Origin of the sequence: Microbacterium galbum (genome assembly GCF_032464915.1) — a bacterium.
Lineage (GTDB): Bacteria > Actinomycetota > Actinomycetes > Actinomycetales > Microbacteriaceae > Microbacterium > Microbacterium galbum.
The window spans coordinates 686,960-709,159 of record NZ_JAWDIS010000001.1 but is presented as its reverse complement, the minus strand read 5'-3'; the positions used below and the strand labels follow the sequence as shown (position 1 = coordinate 709,159).

General features: G+C 70.8%; 21 protein-coding genes. 6 read left to right on the top strand and 15 right to left on the bottom strand.

The genetic code is table 11. The annotated features are described in order from the left end of the window. Positions 1-66 precede the first annotated feature (66 nt). Positions 67-1,176, top strand: coding sequence for an SseB family protein (locus RWH45_RS03315; protein ID WP_315993496.1), 1,110 nt, complete (start codon positions 67-69; stop codon positions 1,174-1,176). A gap of 88 nt (positions 1,177-1,264) precedes the next feature. Here the strand turns inward: RWH45_RS03315 and RWH45_RS03310 are convergent, their stop codons facing one another. After that, complete coding sequence (locus tag RWH45_RS03310) at positions 1,265-1,891, bottom strand: DUF1684 domain-containing protein (RefSeq protein WP_315993495.1); 627 nt, start codon at positions 1,889-1,891, stop codon at positions 1,265-1,267. A gap of 213 nt (positions 1,892-2,104) precedes the next feature. Between RWH45_RS03310 and ligD the strand changes: the two genes are divergently transcribed. Next, the gene (gene ligD / locus RWH45_RS03305; protein WP_315993494.1) at positions 2,105-3,130 is read left to right on the top strand and encodes a non-homologous end-joining DNA ligase; all 1,026 of its coding nucleotides are present in this window, start codon (positions 2,105-2,107) and stop codon (positions 3,128-3,130) included. A gap of 305 nt (positions 3,131-3,435) precedes the next feature. Here ligD and RWH45_RS03300 read toward each other — a convergent pair whose 3' ends face one another. Further along, complete coding sequence (locus tag RWH45_RS03300) at positions 3,436-4,392, bottom strand: ArsR/SmtB family transcription factor (protein ID WP_315993493.1); 957 nt, start codon at positions 4,390-4,392, stop codon at positions 3,436-3,438. A 55-nt stretch (positions 4,393-4,447) separates the two neighbouring features. Here RWH45_RS03300 and RWH45_RS03295 point away from each other — a divergent pair, with 55 nt between their 5' ends. Next, entirely contained in the window at positions 4,448-5,725 is a 1,278-nt protein-coding gene (locus tag RWH45_RS03295) for an MFS transporter (RefSeq protein WP_315993492.1), read from the top strand. Between the two features lie 236 nt (positions 5,726-5,961). Here RWH45_RS03295 and RWH45_RS03290 read toward each other — a convergent pair whose 3' ends face one another. The 5 genes from RWH45_RS03290 to RWH45_RS03270 all read right to left on the bottom strand — a co-directional run bounded on the left by RWH45_RS03290 (position 5,962) and on the right by RWH45_RS03270 (position 10,700). After that, entirely contained in the window at positions 5,962-7,005 is a 1,044-nt protein-coding gene (locus RWH45_RS03290; RefSeq protein ID WP_315993491.1) for an ATP-dependent DNA ligase, read from the bottom strand. A gap of 5 nt (positions 7,006-7,010) precedes the next feature. Continuing rightward, complete coding sequence (locus tag RWH45_RS03285) at positions 7,011-8,183, bottom strand: AI-2E family transporter (RefSeq protein WP_315993490.1); 1,173 nt, start codon at positions 8,181-8,183, stop codon at positions 7,011-7,013. A gap of 138 nt (positions 8,184-8,321) precedes the next feature. Beyond that, positions 8,322-9,563 carry an acyl-CoA dehydrogenase family protein gene (locus tag RWH45_RS03280; protein ID WP_315993489.1) on the bottom strand — a complete coding sequence of 414 codons (1,242 nt, stop codon included), beginning with the start codon at positions 9,561-9,563 and terminating at the stop codon, positions 8,322-8,324. Between the two features lie 312 nt (positions 9,564-9,875). Then, a complete protein-coding gene (locus RWH45_RS03275; protein WP_315993488.1) occupies positions 9,876-10,544 on the bottom strand; it encodes a TetR/AcrR family transcriptional regulator in 669 nt (222 codons plus the stop codon). A gap of 9 nt (positions 10,545-10,553) precedes the next feature. Then, the gene (locus tag RWH45_RS03270) at positions 10,554-10,700 is read right to left on the bottom strand and encodes a hypothetical protein (protein ID WP_315993487.1); all 147 of its coding nucleotides are present in this window, start codon (positions 10,698-10,700) and stop codon (positions 10,554-10,556) included. 115 nt (positions 10,701-10,815) lie between these two features. Between RWH45_RS03270 and RWH45_RS03265 the strand changes: the two genes are divergently transcribed. Then, the gene (locus tag RWH45_RS03265) at positions 10,816-12,297 is read left to right on the top strand and encodes an FAD-dependent oxidoreductase (RefSeq protein ID WP_315993486.1); all 1,482 of its coding nucleotides are present in this window, start codon (positions 10,816-10,818) and stop codon (positions 12,295-12,297) included. Between the two features lie 84 nt (positions 12,298-12,381). Here RWH45_RS03265 and RWH45_RS03260 read toward each other — a convergent pair whose 3' ends face one another. The 5 genes from RWH45_RS03260 to RWH45_RS03240 form a co-directional block, all read right to left on the bottom strand. Further along, positions 12,382-13,014, bottom strand: a complete 633-nt coding sequence (locus RWH45_RS03260; RefSeq protein WP_315993485.1) for a LysE family translocator — start codon at positions 13,012-13,014, stop codon at positions 12,382-12,384. Between the two features lie 148 nt (positions 13,015-13,162). Next, complete coding sequence (locus tag RWH45_RS03255; protein ID WP_315993484.1) at positions 13,163-14,686, bottom strand: FAD-dependent oxidoreductase; 1,524 nt, start codon at positions 14,684-14,686, stop codon at positions 13,163-13,165. Continuing rightward, positions 14,679-16,817, bottom strand: a complete 2,139-nt coding sequence (locus RWH45_RS03250; RefSeq protein ID WP_315993483.1) for a molybdopterin oxidoreductase family protein — start codon at positions 16,815-16,817, stop codon at positions 14,679-14,681. Before RWH45_RS03250 ends, RWH45_RS03255 begins: the two co-directional genes overlap by 8 nt. A gap of 4 nt (positions 16,818-16,821) precedes the next feature. Beyond that, on the bottom strand, positions 16,822-18,219 hold the full coding sequence (locus RWH45_RS03245; RefSeq protein WP_315993482.1) for an MFS transporter: 1,398 nt from the start codon (positions 18,217-18,219) through the stop codon (positions 16,822-16,824). A gap of 542 nt (positions 18,220-18,761) precedes the next feature. Continuing rightward, positions 18,762-19,850 carry a type I restriction endonuclease gene (locus RWH45_RS03240; RefSeq protein WP_315993481.1) on the bottom strand — a complete coding sequence of 363 codons (1,089 nt, stop codon included), beginning with the start codon at positions 19,848-19,850 and terminating at the stop codon, positions 18,762-18,764. Positions 19,851-20,136: 286 nt separating this feature from the next. Between RWH45_RS03240 and RWH45_RS16275 the strand changes: the two genes are divergently transcribed. Further along, entirely contained in the window at positions 20,137-20,307 is a 171-nt protein-coding gene (locus RWH45_RS16275) for a VapC50 family PIN domain-containing toxin (RefSeq protein WP_496196595.1), read from the top strand. A 103-nt stretch (positions 20,308-20,410) separates the two neighbouring features. Further along, a complete protein-coding gene (locus RWH45_RS03235) occupies positions 20,411-20,668 on the top strand; it encodes a nuclease (protein ID WP_315993480.1) in 258 nt (85 codons plus the stop codon). A 48-nt stretch (positions 20,669-20,716) separates the two neighbouring features. Here RWH45_RS03235 and RWH45_RS03230 read toward each other — a convergent pair whose 3' ends face one another. From RWH45_RS03230 to RWH45_RS03220, 3 genes are all read right to left on the bottom strand, one after another. Continuing rightward, positions 20,717-21,118, bottom strand: a complete 402-nt coding sequence (locus RWH45_RS03230; RefSeq protein ID WP_315993479.1) for a four-helix bundle copper-binding protein — start codon at positions 21,116-21,118, stop codon at positions 20,717-20,719. A gap of 181 nt (positions 21,119-21,299) precedes the next feature. Continuing rightward, a complete protein-coding gene (locus RWH45_RS03225; protein WP_315993478.1) occupies positions 21,300-21,902 on the bottom strand; it encodes a hypothetical protein in 603 nt (200 codons plus the stop codon). 35 nt (positions 21,903-21,937) lie between these two features. Then, positions 21,938-22,147, bottom strand: a complete 210-nt coding sequence (locus RWH45_RS03220; RefSeq protein ID WP_315993477.1) for a DUF1653 domain-containing protein — start codon at positions 22,145-22,147, stop codon at positions 21,938-21,940. Positions 22,148-22,200 lie beyond the last annotated feature (53 nt).

The following is a 22,200-nucleotide window of genomic DNA, read 5'->3' as shown; positions in this document are numbered from 1 at the left end:
GCGTTGCCGCGCCCCGCCAGGGCCCACGGGGCCCTGGCCCCCGGACCGCCCGGATAGGCTGGCGGAATGGCTCTGTTCTCGCGCCGCAAGAAGTCCGAATCCGACGACGCATCGGTCGACCGGCCCGACACCATGATCGAACCGGGCGAACAGCCCGTCGACCCCGCCGGCCCGAGCGATGCCGCTCCCGCCGCTGACGCGACCCCCGCCGCTCCGGCCGAGGCCGCGCCGACCGTCGGCATCTCGATGTCGTCGTTCCGCGGAGTGGGGGCGGGGCCCGAGCCCGCACCGACCTTGACGAACGCCCCGCCGGTCGCCGCACGCCCGTCGGCCCGTCAGCCCGGCCCGATGGAGGCCCCCGAGGCGCCCGAGACGGTGCAGGGCCTGCGCGACAACGCGTTGCTCGGCAACGCCCTCGCCGAGATCTCGGGGCAGCCCGAGCCGGCCCAGCTGCTCAACGTCGCGCGTCAGCTGCTGCAGGGTCACGTGTTCCTGCGCGTGAAGGGTGACGCGCGGGCGCTGCTGGCCGAGGGCAAAGACCTTCCGCTCGCCGTCGCCAACCGCGGCGACGAGCAGCTCGTGCTCGCGTACAGCGGGGGCCTGGCGCTCCGCGCGAGCGTCGAGGCGGACGGCGACCACGACACCTCCGCGATGGGCCAGCCCATCATGGCCCTGCTGCGACACGTCCTCTCGGGCTCCTACGCCGGAATCGTGCTCGACCCGGCATCCGGTGACAACCGCGCCGTGCTGCCCAAGGCGCTCCTCGAGCGCATGGTGGCCGAGGTCGACCCGGAGCTGCGCATCAAGACCGCCCTGTGCGACACGCGTACCGACGAGACGGTGGCCACGATCGTCGAGGCGATCGTCGCCGAAGCGCCGATGTGGATCGCCGTCAACCGCACCGAGGAGGGCGGACCGATCGGCGTCGCCGAGTCGCGTTCAGCCGCGGGCGAGCGTTTCCTCGAGGTCTTCAGCCACCCGCTCGAACTCCTCGCGCTCGGCCGCGGTGATCAGCCGCTGCCCATCAGCCGTGCGCAGCTGTCGAAGGCCCTCGCGAGCGACCCCGCGCTCACCGGCATCCTGATCGATCCGGCGGGCCCGTGGATCCGCCTCACGCGCGAGGAGCTCGCGCCCGTCATCGACCTCGCCGCGCAGGACGCCGCCGCGGAGTCCTGAGCGCACGACGACAGCGGGCCGCCCCCTTCTTGGAGGGGCGGCCCGCCGTCGTTTCCGACCGGATCCTGGATGTCGAGGAGCTCGGCCCTCACACCCCGTACAGTTCGCCGACGGGGACCGCCACCGGCAGTACGTTGCCGGCGGGAGCGAGCGGGCACGCCCACATCGGGTCGTAGGCGCACGAGGGGTTGTAGGCGAAGTTGAAGTCGATGACGAGGGTGTCGGGGGCGGCTCCGCGGCCGAGGTCGGCGCCCTTGATGGTGTCGAGCAGGTAGCGTCCGCCTCCGTACGTGCCGCCCGGCCGACCGGCGGCCGCGTCGCGCACGGGCACGAACAGTCCGCCGCCGTAGGACGTGAGGCGCCAGACGTCGAGTGATCCGGTGTCGGGGAGCTCCACACGACCGATGCGCTCGAAGCCGACCTCGCCGTCGGTGCCGGTGGTCGCGACGAACGACGCCTCGTCGGCGTCGAGCAGCGGCACCTCGAAGCGCCAGGCGGCGTCGTAGGGGGCGAGGGGCAGGCCCACGAATCCGTCGCGCTGCTCCGGGAGCAGCGGCGTCGCGGGGTGATCGGCGAAGAGCGCGTCGCGCTCGATGCGCCAGAGCTCGTGGGCGTCTTCGGGGTCGTCGGCCTCGCGCACGGCGTCGTAGAGCGCGAACACGCGGCGGCGCCAGTCGGCGATGTCGAGGGCGGTGCGGGCGGCGGCGGTGGTCATGACTCGAGCGTAGGCCGGGGGTGGAAGCCGGGGCCCGGGGTGGACAGCGATACGGCGGGGCGCCCGCGTGCGCGCGCGCGGCGCGCGAGTGGGGCGTGCGCGGGGGCGTGCGCGGTGGCCCCGGGGCCACATTCGGCGCCCCGCGGCGCACGGTGCGACCGCCGTCGCGCAACGGGGCAGACACGGCGCGGGCCCGCGCACTAGCGTCGGCACATGGCATCCCCTCGCATCACGCTGACCGTCCCGGGCCCCGACGGCGACCGCGAGGTCGGCATCTCGAACCCTGACCGGGTGCTCTGGCCCGAGGTCGGGATCACCAAACGCGAGCTGGCCGAGTATCTCATCGCGGTGGGCGGCCCCTTCATCGCGGCGAACGGACACCGGCCCGTGTCGCTCGAACGCTTTCCCGAGGGTGTGGGCGGCGAGGCCTTCTTCTCGAAGAACCCGCCGAAGGGGGCGCCGGCGTTCGTCGAGGCCGTGACGGTCACCTACAACAGCGGGCGGCGGCATCCGCAGCTCTTCCTCGGCGAGATCGCCTCGGCGGTGTGGGCGGCGCAGATGAACACGATCGTGTTCCACCCTTGGGCCTCGCTCGCGACCGACCCCGACCATCCCGTCGAACTGCGCATCGACCTCGACCCGCAGCCCGGCACCGGCATCGCCGAGGCCGTCACGGCGGCGCAGGAGCTGCGGGTGGTGCTACGCGAGGCGGGCCTCGAGCCCTGGATCAAGACGAGCGGCAACCGGGGCCTGCACGTGTTCTGCCCGATCGAGCCCACGCACGAGTTCCTCGACGTGCGGCACGCCGTCATCGCCGCCGCACGCGAACTGGAACGTCGGATGCCGGATGCCGTGACCACCAGCTGGTGGAAGGAGGAGCGGGGCGAGCGCATCTTCGTGGACTTCAATCAGGCGAATCGCGACCGCACCATGGCCGGCGCGTACTCCCCGCGGGCCCTGCCCACCGCCACGGTGTCCACCCCGGTGGCCTGGGACGAGCTCGACGGCCTCGACCCGCTCGCGTTCACGGTGCGCTCGGTGCCGGAGCGGTTGGCATCCGTCGGGGATCCGTGGGAGGGCTTCGCCGAGAAGCCCGGACGCATCGACACGTTGCTGGAGTGGTGGCAGCGCGATCTCGAGAACGGGCTCGGCGAACTGCCGTTCCCGCCCGAGTTCCCCAAGATGCCCGGCGAGCCACCGCGCGTGCAGCCGTCACGGGCGAAGTCGCCGGCGGAGTGACGCGGCGCAGCGCGGACGAGGGCGGAGAACAGGAGATCGTTCCGGGACAGGACGGCGAGAGAGATCGGCGTCCGGTTCTCGACTGATCGCCTGTTTCCGCGAGTGCCGACCCGTGGGGCGGATGCCGATGGCGGCGCGGCCGCGCGGCCGGCGCGTCGCCGTGCGCCTCCCGTCACCGGGCACCGAAGCGCGCGCCGCGCGTGCCTCCGGTCATCGTGCGTCGCCCGGCACGGAAGCGCTCCGCGCGGGTGCCGTCGACCGTCGGCATGACCGACACCGAAGCGCCTGCCGCCGTCGCCCGCGCCTCAGACGCCGGCCGCCAGCGCGTCGCCCGCTGCGCTGCGGTAGTACAGCACCGCCCGGCCGTACCGGGCGCGGTTGAGCAGCCCGGCGCGTTCCATCACGCGCAGGTGCTGGTTGACCGCGGAGGTCGAGACACCGAGCCCCAGGGCGAGATCGGTCGAGGATGCCGGCTCACCCAGCGCCGCGAGAAGGGTCGAGCGGGTGCGTCCGAGCAGGTCGGAGACGGCGTCGGGTTCGGGCTGCGTGCTGCGCGACCACATCGCGCCCTGCCCGCGCGCCGGATACATGACCGTCGGCGGGAGATCGTCGTCGATGGGGGTCGAGACGCGGACGGTGAACATCGAAGGCACGAGGGTGAGGCCGTCGCCGAGCACGGGCCGACGGCGCATGTCGGGGTTCCACAGCCGCACGTCGAGGTGGCGGCCGTCGTAGCGGGCGGCATCTGAGAGTCCGTTGAGCACGGCGCCCAGACCCGACTGCGCGGCGATCCGCCCGCGGTAGGCGATGTCGGCCCGCAGGACGGCGCTCATGCGCGGCCAGTGCGGGGCGAAGCAGAGGTCCCACGCGGTGGCGAGAGCGCGTTGCAGACGAGCGACGACCAGGTCGTGTCGCCCGCGGAACACCGGTGGGACCTCGCCATGGAGGCGCTCGAGGTCGGCGACGAAGCGCGCCCGGGGGATGCGTCCGAGCGCGACCAGCTCGTCGTCGAGCGAGGTCAGCGGCGACGACGGGCGGGGGTTCACGAAGTCCGCCGTCCATTTGCGGTCGTTGACGAGCCCGAGGAGCACCTCGAGGTCGAGCAGGGGGCGCACCGACGCGATGCGCTCCAGCCACGGCTGCTGAAGGGGGAAGCCGTCGGGTTGGGAGAGGGCGCGCAGCCCCAGCCCGAGCTCCGACAGCGGTGAGACGCCGAACCGGATCGCCGAGATATCGGCGGCGTCCAACTCGTACCGGATCATGAAGCCTCACGCTACATCGATTGAACGCGCCGGCGACGCCTGCCTCAATGAGATGGTGACCAGCACGATCCCGACCGTCCCCCTGAGAACCCTCGTGCAGACGGATCGCACACTGCGCCGCCTGCTCACCGTCACCCTCGTCGACACGCTCGGCCGCGGCGCGTTCTTCACGCTGACGACGCTGTACCTGACCCTCATCGTGGGGCTCGAGCCCGTCACGGTCGGTATCGGCCTCACGATCGCCGGGGCGGTGGGCGTCGCGAGCTCACTGACCTTCGGTCACCTCTCCGACCGCGTCAGCGCGCGGAAGATGCTCATCGTCCTGCACGTCGTGCAGGGGGCGGCGCTCATCGGCTACCTCTTCGTCCGCGATCTTCCGACGCTCGTGATCGTCGCCTCGCTCGTGCTGCTCGCGCAGCAGGGAGGGGGGAGCGTGCGCTCCTCCGTCGTCGGGCGGGCGTTCCGCGGTGAGGACCGGGTGCGCATCCGCGCGACGATGCGCACCGTGACGAACGTCGGCATCGGAGTCGGCACCGCGGTCGCCGCCGTCCCCCTCGCGCTCGGTACGCCGTTCGCGTTCCACCTCACGATGACGATCGCGGGCTCGCTCTTCCTGCTCTCCGCCGTGCTCGTGGCCGGTCTCGACCCGCGGCGCGTCGACGTCCGGCGGGAGGACCCGGATGCCGAGACCCCGGCCTCCGCTCCGGTCGCCGCCGTGCGGAGCCCCTACCGCGACCCGCGCTTCCTCTGGCTGACCGCACTCATGGGGGTGTTCGGCATCCAGTTCGGGGTGTTCGAGATCGGCGTCCCCCTGTGGGTCGTCGCGCACACGATCGCCGCCGACGTCGTGGTCAGTCCGCTGCTTCTGGTCAACACGGTGGTCGTGGTGCTGCTGCAGGTGCGGATGAGTCGCGGGACCGGGACGTTCTCGGGAGCCGGGCGGGCGATGACCCGCGCCGGGTGGCTCATGGTCGCCGCGTGCGCCCTGTGGGCCGGGGCGGGATGGATCGGCGGTGAGGGATGGGGGCCCGCGGCGGCGGTGATCGTCGTGCTGCTCGCCGCGGCCGTCGCCCACTCGCTCGCCGAGATCACCTCGAGCGCCGCGGGGTGGAGCTTGAGCTTCGACCTCGCGCCGCAGGAGCGCATGGGGAGCTACCAGGGCGTCTACGGCACGGGCTATGCGGTCGGGGCGATGATCGCCCCCGCCGTCGTGACGATGACGGCGATCGACCTCGGCACCGCCGGGTGGGCGATCCTCGCGGCGATGTTCGCTGTCGCCGCAGCCGGTGTCGTGCTGATCGCCCGGCAGGCGGATGCCGCGGAGGTGCGCTGAGCGGCCTCCGACGTCGCGAGGACAGGGGATACGTCGAGAACAGGACGCGGGCGACCTGATCGTCCTGTTCTCGCAGCATCCCCTGTTCTGGTGGCGGGGCGGTGCGCAGGAACGAGCGGCGCGCGACCGGTCGGGCCCGAGGTGCCGCTCGTGCACGACGGAGCGGCCCGCACCGCGCCCGGGCTCGTTGCGAGTCAGTCCAGAGCGGCCCGCACCGCGCCCGCGCTCGCTGCGATTCAGTCCAGAACGTCGCCCAGGTCGTACGAGCTCACGGTGTCGAGCTGCGCGAAGGTGCACGAGCCGGCGTCGCGGTCGGGGCGCCACCGATCGAACTGCACCGTGTGCCGGAAGCGCATGCCCTCGAGCTGGTCGTAGCGCACCTCGAGAACGCGCTCGGGACGCAGCCGCACGAACGAGACGTCTTTGGACGCCGAGAAGCGCGAGCGGTCGGTCTCGCCGGTGACGGCGGCGCCCTCGTCGTCGCGCTCGACGTACGGCTCGAGCTCGTCGATCAGCTCGCGGCGGCGCTTGTCGGTGAAAGCCGACGCACCCCCGACGCCGTGAAGTCGACCGTCGTCGTCGTAGAGCCCCAGCAGTAGGGAGCCGACGCCCTCGCCGGACTTGTGGATGCGGTAGCCGATCAGCACGACGTCGGCCGTGCGCGCGTGCTTGATCTTGAACATCGTGCGCTTGTTCGGCGCGTAGGGCTGCGCGAGAGGCTTGGCGATCACACCGTCGAGACCGGCGCCCTCGAACTCGGCCAGCCACCGGCGCGCGAGGTCGGGATCGTCGGTGGTGCGGGTGACGTGCACCGGGTGCGGCACGTCACCGAGCAGATCGACGAGCTGCCTTCGGCGCTCGGAGAACGGCTCGTTCTGCAGGTCGCGCTCGCCGCGGGCGAGGAGGTCGAACGCGATGAACATCGCCGGGGTCTCCTCGGCGAGCAGGTTCACCCGGGATGCTGCGGGGTGGATGCGCTGCGAGAGGGATTCCCAGTCGAGCCGTTGGGTGCCCGGTTCGCCGCGCGCCACCACGACCTCGCCGTCGATGAGGCACGGCTCGGGGAGCAGTCGCGCGAACGCCTCCACCAGTTCCGGGAAGTACCGGGTGAGAGGCTTTGCGCCCCGGCTGCCGATCTCGACGTCGGTACCGTCCCACGAGACCAACGCACGGAACCCGTCCCACTTCGGTTCGTAGCTGAAGCCCCCGTCGACCTTGGCGTGGTCGGGAACCTCGGGCACCGACTTCGCCAGCATCGGTGCGGGGATGTCGTAGGACACGGTCGTCAGCTCTCGTCGCCCGCGAGCGGCACGGGGTCTTTGCGCTTCTTGCGGCGGGCCCACTCGGCCGGCTTGTCGGAGCCGTTCCAGACGGTGATGATGCCCCAGACGACGGCCGTGAGGGGCACGGCCAGCAGGGTGCCCAGGATGCCGCCGATCGCGGTCCCGCCGGCGAGCACGACCAGCACGACGAACGAGTGCAGCTTCATCGACCGGCCCATGAGGACGGGCTGGAGGAAGTTGCCCTCGAGCTGGTTGACCACGACCACGATGCCGACGACCACCAGGGCGATCACCCACCCGTTGGTGACGAGAGCGACGAGTGCGGCCAGGATGCCGGCCGTCACGGCGCCGACGATCGGGATGAACGCGAGCAGGAAGACGAGCACGGCCAGGGGGAGCGCCAGCGGCACACCCAGGACGGCCAGGCCGATGCCGATCCCGATGGCGTCGACGGCGGCGACCGACGCCGTCCCGCGCACGTACGAGCCGAGGACGGTGACCGTCTTGTCGCCGATGCGACGCGCGCGCTCGTAGTCGCTGCCGTGGAACGGGCGGAGGACGAACTCCCACATGCGCGGGCCGTCCTTGAGGAAGAAGAACAGGATGACGACCATGAGCACGAAGCCCGTGACGAACGAGGCCACGGCGCTGACCCCCGCGAGGGCGCCGGTGCCGAACTGCGCGCTCGTGACGAAGTCGCCGATCGCCTGGACGGCCTGGTCGACCTGATCGGGCGAGATGGCGAACGGCAGGGTGTGGTACCAGTCCTGGGCTTTCTGGAATCCTTCGACGGCCTGCGAGCTCAGGGTGTCCCACTGGTTGATCACGGCGTTGACGACGAGCCACCCGAGGGCCGCGAGTACGACGACGACGGCGAGCAGCGTGAGCAGGGTCGCGAGGACCGCCGGGACGCCCTTGCGTCGCATCCACATCGTGACCGGCCCGAACGCCGACGCGAAGATGAGCGCGAGGATCAGGGGGATGATGACGAGCGTCACCTGACGGATGCCCCAGATGACACCCGCGACCAGCACGACGACGATGATGATCTGCACCGCGCGTACGGCGAGACGCCCGAACCCATCGGCCCACAAGCTCTTCGGCGGCGTCTGCACGGTCTCGGCGACGGCTTCGACCGCGCGACGCGGCGCGGGATGGCGAGAGAAGAGGCCCATGCAACGACGTTAGCGGGAGGTCCCGACATCGTCCGCGCGGCTTGCGCGGGTGGGGACCGGCGGATAGGGCGGCGATCCGTGAGACCCCGGCGCGGACGACCGAGAGCGATCGCGGCGCCGGGGTCTCGGCATCCGGGGTCAGACGAAGGCGCTCATGCCCGTGATGTCGCGGCCGAGAAGGAGGGCCTGCACGCTCTCCGTGCCCTCGTAGGTGTGGATCGCCTCGATGTCCGCCATGTGCTGCATCACGCCGTTCTCGAGCAGGATGCCGTTGCCGCCCAGCAGGTCGCGCGCGACCGACGCCACCCGGCGGGCCGCGCGCGTGTTGTGGTACTTGGCGAGGGAGGCCTGGGTGGGTCGAAGGCCGCCGGAGGTCTCGAGGTCGGCGAGGCGCCGGCAGTACAGCTGCATCGCGGTGAGTTCGTCGAGCATCTGCGCGAGGCGCTCCTGGACCATCTGGAACTTCGCGAGGGGCTTGCCGAACTGCATGCGCTCGGTGGCATACGTTCGCGCGATCTCGTAGCAGGCTGTCGCGTGGCCCAGGGCCGACCACGCGACGCCCGAGCGGGTGGCGAACAGCACGACCGACGCGTCCTTGAAGGTGCGGGTGCCCGGGAGCACGGCATCCGCGGAAAGACGCACGTCGTCCATCGCGATGTGGGCCTGATGGATGCCGCGCAGCGACACCTTCCCGGTGATGACGGTGCCCGTGTAGCCCGGGGTGTCCTGCTCGACGAGGAAGCAGCGCACGTTGCCGTGGTCGTCGCCGCCCTCGTCGTCGACGCGGGCCCAGACGAAGGTGATGCCGCCGGAGGCGCCGTTGCCGATCCACTTCTTCGTGCCGCTCAGCGACCAGCCGTCGAGGGTGCGGGTGGCTGTGGTCTCGAGCGAGACGGAATCCGAGCCGTGGTCGGGCTCCGTGAGCGCGAAGGCGCCGAGGACGGTGCCGGCGGCGAGGGGGGTGAGCCAGCGCTTCTGCTGCTCGCGCGATCCGTAGAACGCCAGCGTGCGCAGCGCGAGGCCGCCCTGCACGGCGAGGGCCGTGGCGAGCGACCCGTCGTGGCGCGAGATCTCCATGTTGACCAGTCCCGCGGCCAGGGGAGAGGTGCGCGGAAGGTCGGGGTGCTCGATGCCATCGGTGAACAACTCGAGCTCGCCCATGCGCCGCACGAGGTCGATCGGGTAGGTGGCGGCATCCCACTCGCCCTGCATGCGCTCGCCGACCTCGTCGGCGAAGGTCTTCGCGGCATTCCACGCGGCGCGGTCGGCGTCGGGGATGTCGGCGAAGACGGCGTAGTAGTCGGTGTCGCGGCGGCCCAGCAGGTCGTAGTGGGCGACGCGCTCTCCGGGGAGGGCGCGGGCATCGGCGTCGATGGTCATGGTTCCCAGTATCGCTCATGCTGATACTCGGTGTCACGCCGTGGGGGTTTCTCACGGCAACCCCTCGCACTCGCCCCGCGTGCGCGCCGACGCGCTCCTCGAGTGTCCAGGACACGCCGCATGGCGCCGCCGCGAACGGCGTGTTCTGGACACTCAACAGGGGGGATGCCGGGGGCAGCGGCGGTTCGGGAAGAGCGACGAGTGTCCAGGACACGCCGGGTAGCGCCCCTGCGAACGGCGTGTCTTGGACACTCGACAAGGGAGAAACCCGCGGCTCGGGCAGTGCCGCGCCGCGGCGCGGGAGGCCTTGGGTCAGTCGCCGAGCGAGGCGCGCAGGCGGCGCGTCACCTCGGCGGCGGGCATGCGGCGCGGGAACGCTGCCACGATGAGGTCGTCGGCGGACGCGTCGTCGCCGTCGGCGTGCACGCCGTAGCGACGCAGCACGTCGTCGAGTGCGCGACGCAGAACGGATGCCGGCACCCGGGCGCCCCGCATGAGCCGGCGCAGCACGTGGTTGTGCACCGCCGTGACCAGGGCGGCGAAGCCGACGGCATCCAGGGGGTCGAGGCCGGGGAGGGCCTCGCGGAGGTATTCGTCGAAGAGGCGTTCGTAGCGGAACACCGTGACGATCTCGCGGTCGCGCAGATCGGGGATCTCCCGCACGATCACATAGCGACGGCGGGCGAGCTCGGGGTCGGCCGCGAAGTGGCGGAACACCCGCACCGACGCCTCGCACACCGCGGCCCACGGGTCGTCGTGCGGCTGCGACAGATAGGCGCGCGTCTCGGCGAGCAGCACCTCGTGGTCGGCGAAGACGACGTCTTCCTTCCCACCGAACTGCCGGAAGAACGTCGAGCGCGACACTCCCGCGGCCTGCGCGATCTGCTCGACCGAGGTCTGGTCGTAGCCGTTCGCGACGAAGAGGTCGATGGCGGCGGCGACCACGGCCGTCCGGCTCGGCGGGGCAGGGGTCTCGCTCACGTGATGAGCCTAGGCGTCGGAGGCCGGAGAATCGCGCGATTCCCGACCGCGGGCGGTGAGCTCGTCGCGGACGGCTTCTCGGACGACACCGTAGACCGCGGAGAGGGCGACGGCGGCCATGACCACGACGAAGACGAGCGAGGTGAGCGGGTCCATCCGTCCGCGCTGTCACGCCGGCGGTGTCGGCGCATCCTCCACCCGCGGCTAACCGAAACCGCCGCCGGGGGCAAGAGGATGCCGAGACCTCGGCCCCCGCGATGGGATGGACCGCATGACCTCCCCCCTGTGGCTCCGCGATCAGACGCCCGTCGAGGGCACCCCGTTCGAGTCCGGCGCACGGCATGACGTGGTGATCGTCGGCGCGGGCCTCACCGGCCTGTCCACCGCCGTCATGCTCGCCGAGGCCGGCCTCGACGTGGCGCTGGTCGATGCGGGCGGGGTGGGGCAGGGGGCCACCGGCGCCTCCGTCGGCATGGCATCCCTGCTGCAGGGGACGACCCTCGCGTCGCTGCGGAGGCACCACCCGGCGAGCCTGGTGCGCGCCTATGTCGACGCGAACCGCGCGGGCCTGGAGTGGCTCGCCGACCGCGCCGGCGGTGCCGCCGACCGTCGCACCGCTTTCACCTTCGGGCGGGGGATCGCCGCCGACGCCGCCCTCGACGCCGTGCGTGACGCGGCCCGCGACGCCGGTCTCACACTGCGCGAAGACGCCCCCGCCGACCTCGGCGGCCGCACTCCCGTGCGCGCCCTCGCCCTCGACGATCAGCTGGCCCTCGACCCCGCGCTGCTCGCGCGGACGCTCGCCCGCACCGCGGTGGAGGCCGGAGCGACCCTGCACACCGGCGTGCGCGTGACCGACGTGCATGCGCTGCCCACCGGCCGCGTCGAGACAGACCGCGGCCCGCTTTTCGGCGACACGGTCGTCCTCGCGACCGGCACGCCCATCACCCGCCGCGGCCTCTACGACCTGAAGACCCGGGCCCTGCGCTCGTGGGCGATCGCCTTCGAGCTCGAGGGGGATGCCGAGGCCCCCGGCGGCATGTGGAGCGAGGTGGGCGTCGACGGGCGCAGCGTCGTGGCGGCCCCGTCGTCGTTCGGGCGTTCCGCGCTCATCGTCACCGGGGCACGGCATCCGGTCGGGTCGGCATCGTCGGAGGTCGCGCTCGCCGAGGGGCTCGCCGCGTGGGCACGCCGGACGCTCCCCGTCGGCGCGGAGATCGCCCGCTGGTCGGGGCAGGACTACCAGTCGCACAACCTCGTGCCGTTCGTGGGCGGGATGCCGCGCGGTCTCGGCCGCCTGCGTTTCGCCACGGGATACGCCGGGTGGGGCATGACCAACGCCCCGGCGGCGGCGATGCGCCTGACCGCGGAGATCCGCGGCGTCTCGCGCAGTGAACGACCCGAGTGGATGCGGACGATCGGCACGCGCCTGACCGTGCCCGCCGATCTCGGTCGAGGGATCGGCGAGGCCGCGCGGCGTGCCCGGGTGGCCGCGATGGCGCTCGCCGAGGCGGTTCCCGCGCCGACGAAGAGACCCGCGGAGGGCGCCGGACTCGTGGCCCGCCAGGGACTGCGCACGGCCGCCGTCTCCACGATCGACGGACGCACGCGCGCGGTCACCGCGCCGGCGCCGCTGACGTGGAACGACGCCGAGCGCACGTGGGACAGCCCCGTCGACGGCTCGCGCTACGCGCCCGACGGCACGCGGGTCGAGGGCGCGGCATCCGCAGATCTGGGTGCCTCCGTGCGGTGAGGACAGTGTGTCCTGCCATCGCCATGTGCGAGCGTCGCGGTCGGACCTTCCGGGGCTTCGGTTCGCGGACGGGCGTCCCGTCGCTCAGCTCTTCGCGCCGGTGAGCGCGAGCGCGCCGCCGAGGCCGATCATCATGACGCCGCCGGTCGCCGACAGCGTCGAGATGCGCTTCGGCGACCGCGCGAACCATGCGCGCGCCGTGCCGGCGGCGACGGCCCACGCGCTGTCGCAGGTGAGGGCGAGAACCTGGAAGATCAGGCCCAGGAGCAGCAACTGCAGCCACACGGCACCCGCGTGAGGATCGACGAACTGGGGCAGCACGGCGACGAAGAACGCGATCGTCTTGGGGTTCGTCATCCCCACGATGAAGCCCTGGCGCAGCAGGGTCCATGACGAGGCGGGTGCGGCGGAAGCGCCGGCGACGTGCGCGTGGCGGTGACGGATGGCCTGGATCCCCAGCCACACGAGGTAGATCGCGCCCACGATCTTCAGCACCGTGAAGGCGACGATCGAGGATGCCACGAGGGCACCGACCCCGAAGGCGACGGCGAGCACCGCGGGGACCGTGCCGAGGGCGTTGCCCACGACGCTGAGCACTCCCGCGCGGCGGCCCAGCGCGATGGAGCGACCGATGACGAAGAGCACGCTCGGACCCGGGATGACGATGATGACGACCGACGCGGCCACGAAGGCCACGAGGTTTTCGATCGGAGGCATGCGTGCAGCGTACTGCCCGTGCGCATAGCGGACGTTTCCTCCTCGTGCCCGCGCCCGCGAAGCACGCGTGAGGGGTCAAGAACTGTCGCTTGCGCAGCGGCCAGGCGACAAATTCTGACCCCTCACGAGCGGTGCAGGCCTGCGCGCGCTAGGCGGGCACGGCCTCGCGCGCGAGCAGCTCGGTGATCCGACCCACGCAGCCGCCGCAGCCGGTGCCGGCGCGGGTGGCGGCCTTGACGCAGGCGACCGTCGACTCGCCGGTCGCCACGGCGTCGCGGATGGCGCCCGCGCTCACGCCGTTGCACCAGCACACCGTGGCATCGGCCGCGAAAGGGTCGGCGACCACGGCCATACCGGCGTCGGGCGCGTCGAGTCGCAGGAGCGACGACCGATCGGCGGGCAGCTCCGAGCCCCGCTCGAACAGCAGGGCGAGTTCGGCGCCGGTGCGCGGCATCCCGACCGCGACGAAGCCGGTGAGGACACCGTCGACGGTGATGAGTTTGACGTACGCACCGCGCGCGGGGTCGGCCCAGATCGTGACCTGCGGGCCATGGCATCCGGGAGCGTGCGCGAAGGGGTCGGCGTCGACGGCGCCGCCGGCGACCACGTCGATGCCCTCGGCCTTGAGCATGACGACGCCCGGGCGCTCGGCCGGTGCGGGCGCCGAGGCTCCAGACGAGAGCAGCGTCGCGAGGCGGTCTGCCTGGCGCCAGCCGGGGCCGATCAGTCCGCTCGGCCCGCCGGGGACGCGTCCGTCGGGCGCCGCGTCGGCGGGGTCGGCGACGTGCGCGCAGTCGCCGATGGCGAAGACGTTCTCGTCGGTCCAAGAGCGGGAGGAGCCGTCGACGAGCACGCCGGCTGACACGGAGAGTCCGGCCCTTGCGGCGATCTCGGTGCGCGCACCCACCCCGCACGACAGCACGAGCAGGTCGCCCGCGAGCACGCGCCCGTCGGCGCAGACCAGGCCGTCGAACCACGCCTGCCCGTGGTCGTCGTAGCGGTGCACGATGCTCTCGGCCCGCGCGTGGTGCCTCATCTCGACCCCCGCGGCCACCGCGGCGGCGGCGACGACGCGCCCGCCGTTCTCGTCGAGCGTGCGGTTCATCGGCGCCGCGGAGTGGTACGCCACCGTCACTTCGGCGCCCGCCTCGGCCGCGGCGAGGGCGAGCTCCATGCCGAGCACCCCCGCGCCGAGCACGACGATCCGCCTCCCGGCCGAGACCGCAGCGCGCACCACCTCGGCGTCGGCGAGGTCGCGCAACGCCACGACACCGCGCGGAAGGTCGCCGTCGAGGGCCGCGGAGCGTCGCACCCCGGCGAGCGTGGGCACGTTCGCGCGGGCGCCCGTCGCCAGCACGAGTCGGTCGTAGGGCAGACGGATTCCGTCGTCCAGCCGCACCGAGCGGAGCGTGCGGTCGACTCCGGCCACCGCGACCCCGAGGAGGAACCGCGCTCCCGCCTGTTCAGCGACGCGACGGTCGCCGAGGTCGAGCCCGGCGCGATCCATGCGTCCGACGGCATATTCGGCGATCAAGACGCGGTTGTACGCGTCGTGGGGCTCGGTGCCGACGACCGTCAGGTCGATGCGCCCCTCGCGCACGGCGGGCAGCAGACCCTCGACGAGCCGCGCTCCGACGGGGCCGTAGCCGACCAGCACCACGCGTTCAGACATGGGTTCCCTCCTCGATGCGAACAGGGGCCGGATGCGCCGAGACCGCCACGGACCCCCGCGGGAACGCGGGCACGGGCACAGTGGCCTCCGGAGCCACGCGCACCCGCGTGCGCTTGAACTCCGGCATGGCCGACGTCGGGTCGACGAGCGCCTCGGTCAGCCGGTTGGCGCACTCGTCGCCGGCGTAGTGGAACGGCAGGAAGACGGTGTCGTGGCGGATGTCGGTCGTCACCGTCGCCCGCGCCCGCACCACGCCCCGCTCGTTCGACACGGCGACGAGGGCATTCTCGCGGATGCCGAGCCGCGAGGCCGTCGCGGGATGGATCTCGAGCCGCGCCTCGGGGCGGGCCCCGTTCAGCTCGGCGACGCGGCGGGTCTGCGTGCCCGACTGGTACTGCTGCAGGTAGCGGCCGGTGACGAGGGTCAGCTCGTCGCCGCGGTCGGTGGGCGTCGGGGGAGTGGCATCCACCGCCACGAGACGCGCGCGGCCGTCGGGGTGGGCGAAGCGCTGAGTGAACGGACGCGGGGTGCCCTCGGCGCGGTACGGCCAGTACGCCTCGACGCCGGTGTCGAGCAGAGCGTGCGAGAGGCCCGAGTAGTCGGCGACGCCGCCCTCCGAGGCTCGGGCGAGCTCGTCGAACACCTCGGCCGGATCCGTCGACCAGGTTGATGCCGCGCCCAGGCGCCGCGCGATCTCGGCCAGGATCCACAGCTCGCTGCGGGCGCCGTCGGGTCCGGGGAGCGCTCGGCGACGGCGGATCACCCGACCCTCGAGGGAGGTCATCGTGCCCTCCTCCTCGGCCCACTGCAGCACGGGCAGCACGATGTCGGCGAGCTCCGCGGTCTCGGAGAGGAAGAAGTCGGAGACGATGAGGGTGTCGAGGGCGGCGAGCCGCGAATGCACGGCATCCACGTCGGGCGCCGACACCACGACGTTGGACCCGGCGACGAGCAGCGTCTTCACCGGCCCGCCGAGTTCGGCGAGAAGGGCGGTGGCCGGGATGCCGGCATCCGGGATCTCATCGGGGTCGATGCCCCACACCCCGGCGACGTGGCGGCGGGCGTCGGGGTCGCGGATGGAGCGGTATCCGGGCAGTTGGTCGGCCTTCTGGCCATGCTCGCGCCCGCCCTGGCCGTTGCCCTGCCCGGTGAGGGTGCCGTAACCCGAGCCCTCGCGGCCGACGAGGCCGAGGACGAGGGCGAGGTTGATCGCGGCGGTCGCGGTGGCGGTGCCGTCGACGTGCTGTTCGACGCCGCGTCCGGTGAGGATGTACGCGCGCCCCGCCGCGAGCCGGCGAGCGGTCTCGCGGAGCTGAGCGACGGGGATGCCGGTGGTCGAGGACGTCCGCTCCGGCCACCATGCCCCGACCGATCGCCGCACCGCGTCGAACCCCGTCGTGCGCTCCTCTATATACGCGCGGTCGAGGAGGTTCTCGGTGATGACGATGTGCGTGAGGCCGAGCAGCAGCGGAAGGTCGGTGCCGGGAGCGGGCTGCAGGTGGGTTCCGGCACCGTCTTCGGTGAGGCGCGCGGTGGCCGAGCGGCGCGGGTCGACGACGATCAGCCCGCCGGCTGCGCGCGCCCCGGCGAGGTGGGCGAGGAAGGGCGGCATGGTCGTGGCGACGTTCGAGCCGAGCAGCAGGATCGTCGAGGCGTCGTCGAGGTCGGTGACGGGGAAGGGCAGGCCCCGGTCCATCCCGAACGCGCGGTTGGATGCCGCTGCCGCCGACGACATGCAGAAGCGGCCGTTGTAATCGATGCGGGAGGTGCCGAGCGCGACGCGAGCGAACTTGCCGAGCTGGTACGCCTTCTCGTTGGTGAGACCGCCGCCGCCGAAGATCGCGTTCGCGTCGGGGCCGTGCATGGCTTTCGTGTCGCGGAACGCCGCGGCCACGGCATCCAGTGCTTCATCCCAGGTGGTCTCGGCGAGGGTCCCGTCGGGGCGCCGCATCAGTGGCATCCGGAGTCGGTGGGGGGATGCCAAAAGCTCCGCCGACGTCCAGCCCTTGGCGCAGAGCCCTCCCCGGTTGGTGGGGAAGTCGCGGCCCGTGACCGTCGTGGCGCCCGCGTGGCTGACGGTCATGGCGCACTGCAGTGCGCAGTAGGGGCAGTGGGTGTCGGCGGAGCTCATGGGGTCAGATCCGCGTTCCGGTCTTCTTCGACATCCGCAGGTAGACGCCCGCGGTGAGGGCGAGGAACGCGACGTACGCGAGGGCGAACCAGCCGAGGGCGGGGGTGTACGAGCCGAACGTCGTCTTCGAGAAGCCGAGCAGCTGCGGGATGAAGAAGCCGCCGTAGGCGCCGATCGCCGAGATGAGGCCGAGGGCCGCGGCGGCCTTGCGCTGCGCGCCGACGCCGCCGTTGGCCTTGAGGGCGAAGATCGTCGGGATCATGCGGTACGTCGAGCCGTTGCCGATGCCCGCCGCCGCGAACAGCACGAGGAAGCACAGCAGGAAGACCGCGAAGTTCTGCAGCGGCAGGGTGAGCATCACACTCAGGATGCCGAGCCCCATCACCGTGAAGGCGCCGATCGTGATGACGGTTCCGCCGAAGCGGTCGGCGAGCTTGCCCCCGTAGGGGCGGGCGAGCGAGCCGACGAGGGCGCCGAGGAAGGCGAGGGTCACGGTCGCGGTACCGATGGCGATTCCCTTGAAGTCGGGGAACGTGTCGGCGAGGAGTTTGGGGAAGACGCCCGCGAAGCCGATGAACGAGCCGAAGGTGCCGATGTAGAGCAGCGAGAGCACCCACATGTGCGGCTCTTTGAGAGCGGCGAGGGATGCCGTGATGTCGGCCTTCGCGGCGGAGAGATTGTCCATGCGGAGGTACGCGCCGACCATCGCGACGAGGATCAGCGGCACCCAGATGAGGCCCGCGAGCGGCAGGTTGAGGGTGGCGGCGGCGCCGACGGTGATGACGATGGGCACGACGAACTGCGCGACCGAGGCGCCGAGGTTGCCGCCGGCGGCGTTGAGTCCGAGGGCGTATCCCTTCTGCGCGGCAGGGTAGAAGAACGTGATGTTCGACATCGAGCTGGCGAAGTTGCCCCCGCCGAAGCCGGCGAACGCGGCGATCAGGAGGAGGAGGCCGAAGGGCGTCGCGGGGTTCGACACCGCTATGGCGAGCCCGATGCTCGGGATGAGCAGAAGAGCGGCGGAGACGATCGTCCAGTTGCGGCCGCCGAAGCGCGGAACCATGAACGTGTAGGGGATGCGCAGCGTCGCACCGACGAGGCTCGGCATGGAGATGAGCCAGAAGATCTCACCCGTCGACAGCTGGAATCCCGCCGCAGGCAGCGACACGACGACGACCGACCACAGCTGCCACACGACGAAGCCGAGGAACTCGGCGAAGATCGACCACCGCAGGTTGCGGGAGGCGATGGCCTTGCCCTCTTTCGCCCACTGCGTGGCGTTCTCGGGGTTCCAGTTGTCGATCCAGCGGCCGGGGCGGTGTTGTAGCTCGGCGCTCTCGGCCTTGGGCGCTGCGGCTGCGGGCGGCGTGGCGGTTTCGGGGCGCGGGTCGGTGACGGTCACGGGGGCCTCCGGTGGGCGATGCGGGGGAGGTGCAGCGCCTCGCATGGGCGGGGCGTGCCGTCAGCGTAGGGAGGAGGGGTTTCCCGGGAGGGCGTTAGCGGGGGCGGGGAGGTAACGGTTGGCTCACCCCGGCGGGCGGGCTGGGAGAGGGGGAGTTTACGTGGGCGTTACATGCGAGCGGTCATCCGGTAGGAGAGGCGTAAGGGCTCTTGTGCGGTGTCAGAGCGCGCCTTTGGTCACCGACGCCCGCCAATAAGTCCCGGCGAAGGACCTCAGAAACCAGGTTGTCTCTAGATCCAGTGGTTCAAATCTAGGAAGAGCAGTTTCGGTGGGCGCGCGGGCTGAAGAAGCGCAGGGGGCCATCCCAAGTCCGGCAGAGCGTATTCGGCCTCTGCCTTAGGGCGTGGACTTGTGCTCACTGAGCTTCTCCCTCACAGAATGCCGGTTCTCCGGTGTGTCTATGATCGTGGTGACCTCCGGGAACGCTTCGCCTAATCAGATATGCCGGGTGTGTGCTTGTCGGCGTGCTCGATGCCGTACCGCTATCGATACCGAACGACCGCCCCGCGAATGGCATCCGCGTACTGGTAGATCTCGTCGAGCTCGTCGATCGGGTGCCGCGTCTCGACCTTCTGCTCGTCGAGAAGTCCGAGGTATTTCTGGCGCCCGTTGAAGTGCAGCCGGGCGATGGGCTTGCGGTTGTTGTCGTCGAGGAGCACGGCGAAGTAGCTCTTCGCATCGCGATGGGTGATTCGCTGGGGCTTGGTTTCGCCGCAGGCGATGGCCTTTACGATCTGGTAGCCCTCGAGCTCCTCAAGCGTCGTCTCGATCTCGGTGTCGCGGTTCAGATCGTCCTGCGCGGCCGGCTCGCTTGAGACAGTGGCAGGCTCTGTGGTCGGGATGGCAATCCCAGCCCCAGCTCCCAAGGCGGTCTTCAGCCGGTCGTTGACGCTCTCGGTGAGGAACTGACGGGAGGCCTTTCCGACGAGCGCCGTGAACTGTTCGCGGACGCGCGCTGTGTACGAGCCCTCGTACACGCGCTGAGTGAAGAACTTGATCCACTCGTCGCTCGGCTCGCGGAATTGACCGGCGATCTCGCGCTTGAGCGCACCCACGTACTTCAGTTCCTCGGCTGCGCTGATGATCGACTCGAGATCGAAGCTGTCCTTGCTCAGCTTCTGGACCTCGGGGATCAGCGTGTCGTCGATGTCGAGCAGATCCAGAACCAGGAACGGCTTGGCATCCATCTTGTTCGGTGCGTCGAGGTCGGTGAAAAACTGCCATACAACACCGTTAGTGAGAGCTGCGATGCGGGCGTTTGTCGTCGAGAAGTAGCGGAAGAGCTGGGACGCGTGCTCGATTTTGGGCACGCCGTTGGAGGCTTTGCACTCGATGAGGATCTGAACCTCGCCGCCCCGCATGATCGCGTAATCGACCTTTTCGCCCTTCTTGATCCCGACGTCTGCGGTGAACTCGGGGACGACCTCAAGCGGGTCGAATACGTCATAGCCGAGGATCGTCGAGATGAAGGGCATGACGAAGGCATTCTTCGTCGCTTCCTCTGTACCGATCGCCGAGGCTTGATTGCTCACCTTTGTCGCGAGCGCGGCGATGCGTTCGTGAAACTCCATTGGTCCCCCCAACAGTGACGAATATGTGGTGACCATAGCGGAATCACAGAAAATCCATGTTGAGGACTCGCTGGCCTGCGCCCAACACCGATGCTGAGGTACACCCGGTTCTGTCGCAAAGCGCGCTAGGCGTCGTGCTGCGCTGCTCACCTCGATGAGAGACGAGAGCGACCCCGCGGGTATACCACCACCCCGACTGTGATCACCGCGGCGCCAATCAACCACGCGGTAGACGCGGGTAGACCGAGAGAGATGCCTCGGTAGTGAGTGACATTCGAATCTGCCGGTGCAGGTCCTGACCGACCAGGCGCGGGCGATGGGCCGACCGCCGGTTAGGGAGAGTCAATTGTTAGGTCGGCTCACGCGAAGCGGCGCACCTCGGCTGGCCGACGCTGTGGAGCCCGCGCTGGCTGACTCGCAGGCGTCAGACGAGGCACGGGGAGGGTCGAGCACATAGCGACCAACACCGGTGGTGTTACGCCCTACTACGCCTCAGATCACCCACCCGCACGGCATCCCGTAGCTTCATCTCACCAACCCCCTCGAAGGCAGGTGAAGCCATGTCCCGCACGATCTCGTCGACAGTCCACCCGATCCAGCGCTGCATGGCGGCCTCGAACCCGTCTGCGTGGTGGGACGGCCTCGTCACCGAAGCCGACGGCTCGACCGCGACGATCGCGCCGCTGAACGGCACGACGGTGCGGCTGCGGATCATCGGCCCGGCCGTCGACATCGCGGTGGGGGAGCCGGTGGCGTACCACCCGGTCGCCGAGCTGCTCAGCGCGTCCGCGATCATCACGACCGCGCGCGCCGCATAGCCGAGCGGCCGCCGACGAAACGTCAGCGGCCGCAGTAAAGAACAGAACTCAAGCGCTCATCGACGCCATCATGGCCTCGCACTTCATGACCATGTCGTCGCAGGCCATGGCGCAGTAGCGGCACATCTCGTCCATGTCGCCGTGGGCGCGGCACTCGGCGGCGCACGCCTTGCCCATGATCATGCAGGCGGTCATCATGGCGCTCATCACGTCCATATTCATGCCGACCGGACGCATCATCATGTGCATCGTCGCCTGAGCCATCTCGACCATGTTCGAGCACATGGCGCAACAGGTCGCCATCTCGGGGCCGTGCATCATGTCGCTGCCGGCGCACATCGCCGCGGCCATCGCGCACGCGTTCAGGGACTGCATGCATTCCTGCATGGCATCCATGTCCATGGTCATCTCGCCCATGTCCATCGACTTCATCATGGCCATCGTGTCCATTGCTTCTCCCGAGTGCTCGTTGTGACGGAGGGACCGGATGCCGCGAAGGGACTCCGGCGTACGGGCGATGCTACGCCGGAGGCGGTGACGGTCGACAGTGCCCGCGGCAGGTTCATCAGGTCGTGTAATGCCCATCTACCGGTGACGTCGAACGCCCGCCGCGGGCGATGAGCGTCCACCTTCACCGAACGCGGATGCCGACCGACCTCAGTTCCATTCCGGCGAGCCGCTGCACGACCTCGCGGTCGCCGCGGCGCCAGGCGCCGAGGGCGTCGGGGCCGACCTTCGCGATGGCGGCCACCTTCTGGTGGGTGAGGGCGCGGAGCGCGAGGAGGTCGGAGTCGAGACCGGCGCGCAGCTGAGCGCGGGTGCGCGTCGCGCGCGTGACGAAGCGCAGGCGGGGAAAGAGCCACACGAGCAGCACGATCAGGATCGGCAGGCCGGCGACGCCGATCCCGAGCACGGTCGCCGCCTGCAGCACGAGGTCTTGTTGCGTCTGACCGGCCGAGGCGAGGGTGTCGCCTGCGGAGCGGGCCGTGTCGAAGGGGGCGCTGATGCCCGACCCGATGAGGGGGACGCCGCTCAACCGGGCGCCGACATCGGTCATCGACGATCGGAAGTCCGCGCCGGCGGTCTGCATGTCGCGCCCGAATTGCGCGAGTCGGCTGACGGTGGAGAAGACCGTGATCCCCGTCGCGACGCTCAGCGCGATGAGAACGAGGGCGACGACGTCGACCGTCACCTGACGCACCCGCTGCGCCGCGAAGTCGGAATACAGTTTCACGTCGTCACTCTCGCACGGGATATCGCCGAGACGCGTTACGCCATGCGCCGGAATCGCGGACCGGAATAGCCGTCGCGTTCGACGGACCCGGTGAACATCTCGACCGGGCGCACCCAGTACGAATAGTCGTCGTAGAGCTTTCGGTAGGAGACGAAGATCTCCTCGGTCTCGGAATGCCGGGTGATGCCGAAGACCTCATACCGCTGACCTTTGAAGTGTTCGTAGATGCCGGGTTCGATTTCCACTCTCCGACCATCCTTCCCCCGAACGACGCGTCAGCGCGCACGGTCTCGGTGTC